Origin of the sequence: Methylorubrum zatmanii, from assembly GCF_014845115.1 — a bacterium.
GTDB classification, from domain to species: Bacteria; Pseudomonadota; Alphaproteobacteria; order Rhizobiales; family Beijerinckiaceae; genus Methylobacterium; species Methylobacterium zatmanii.
Genome location: NZ_NKUI01000162.1, coordinates 1 through 1,221, shown reverse-complemented (window position 1 = coordinate 1,221; position 1,221 = coordinate 1). Strand labels below are relative to the sequence as shown.

General features: G+C 66.4%; 1 protein-coding gene. It reads left to right on the top strand.

Features of this window, described 5'->3' with window-relative positions; all coding sequences use genetic code 11:
* Positions 1-82: 82 nt before the first annotated feature.
* A complete protein-coding gene (locus MZTS_RS18900; protein WP_003597561.1) occupies positions 83-1,174 on the top strand; it encodes an IS630-like element ISMex18 family transposase in 1,092 nt (363 codons plus the stop codon).
* Positions 1,175-1,221 lie beyond the last annotated feature (47 nt).

Below are 1,221 nucleotides of genomic sequence, written 5' to 3'. Positions count from 1 at the left end.
GCTAGTGGCCTGAGTTGGAAGTTTCCTTGCGGTTTTGGCGCGCGAGCACCATGTGGCGGCCTTCTACGAGGAGGTCGCTACGATGGCCCGTGGTCCCAAGCCAGCGCACCTTGATCTGACCGGGGATGAGCGCACGCGGCTGCAAGGCCTGGTGCGCCGTCGCAATGTCGGCCAGGCTCTCGCCCAGCGTGCGCGCATCGTGCTGGCCTGCGCTGAGCCGGGTTCGACCAACAGCGGCATCGCTCGTGCGCTCGGCGTCAGCCGCATGAGCGTCACGACATGGCGCGCCCGTTTCCTGGCGCACCGCCTCGACGGTCTCGTCGACCTGCCCCGGTCCGGCGCTCCGCGCCAGGTCGCGGATACCGAGATCGAACAGATGATCACGCGCACCCTGGAGAGCCAGCCGGAGAACGCCACCCACTGGTCGACACGCGCCATGGCCCGGCGGGTCGGCATGAGCCAGACCATGGTCTCGCGGATCTGGCGTGCCTTCGGGCTGCAGCCGCACAAGATCGAGGCCTTCAAACTGTCGACCGACCCGGCTTTCGTCGACAAGGTCCGGGATGTCGTCGGCCTCTACATGGCCCCACCGCACCGCGCCGTGGTGCTGTGTGTCGATGAGAAGCCGCAGATCCAGGCGCTGACCGGCACCGCGCCGGTGATGCCGATGCGCCCCGGCCAGCCCGAGCGCCAGACCCACGACTACCGACGGGCTGGTACGACCGACCTGTTCGCGGCGCTCGACGTACAGGCCGGTCGCGTCATCGGCCATTGCGCACGGCGTCATCGCTCCATCGAGTTCCGCGCCTTTCTCGATCAGGTCGAGGCCGATGTGCCGAAGGATCTCGATGTGCACCTGGTTCTCGACAACGCGGCCACACACAAGACCAAGCTCATCCACGACTGGCTGCTGAAGCGTCCGCGCTGGCACCTGCACTTCACGCCGACCTCGGCCTCTTGGCTCAACCTCGTCGAGGGCTGGTTCGCGCTGCTGACGCGGCGCCAGCTTCAACGCGGCGTGTTCGAGACCACGGGCGATCTTGAAGCCGCCATCCACGCCTACATCGACCAGACCAACGCCGAGCCGAAGCCGTTCGTCTGGACCAAGTCAGCCGACGCCATCCTCGCCAGCATCAAACGCTTCTGCCAACGAACTTCCAACTCAGACCACTAGGGCCTGTTGTCACTTGATCCAATCGCAGGCTGCGGCGAGGCAAGGGA

What these genes read in the sequence shown, in the direction of transcription:
- MZTS_RS18900 (WP_003597561.1), top strand. Translation starts at nt 83, where the DNA reads ATGGCCCGTGGTCCCAAGCCAGCGCACCTTGATCTGACCGGGGATGAG.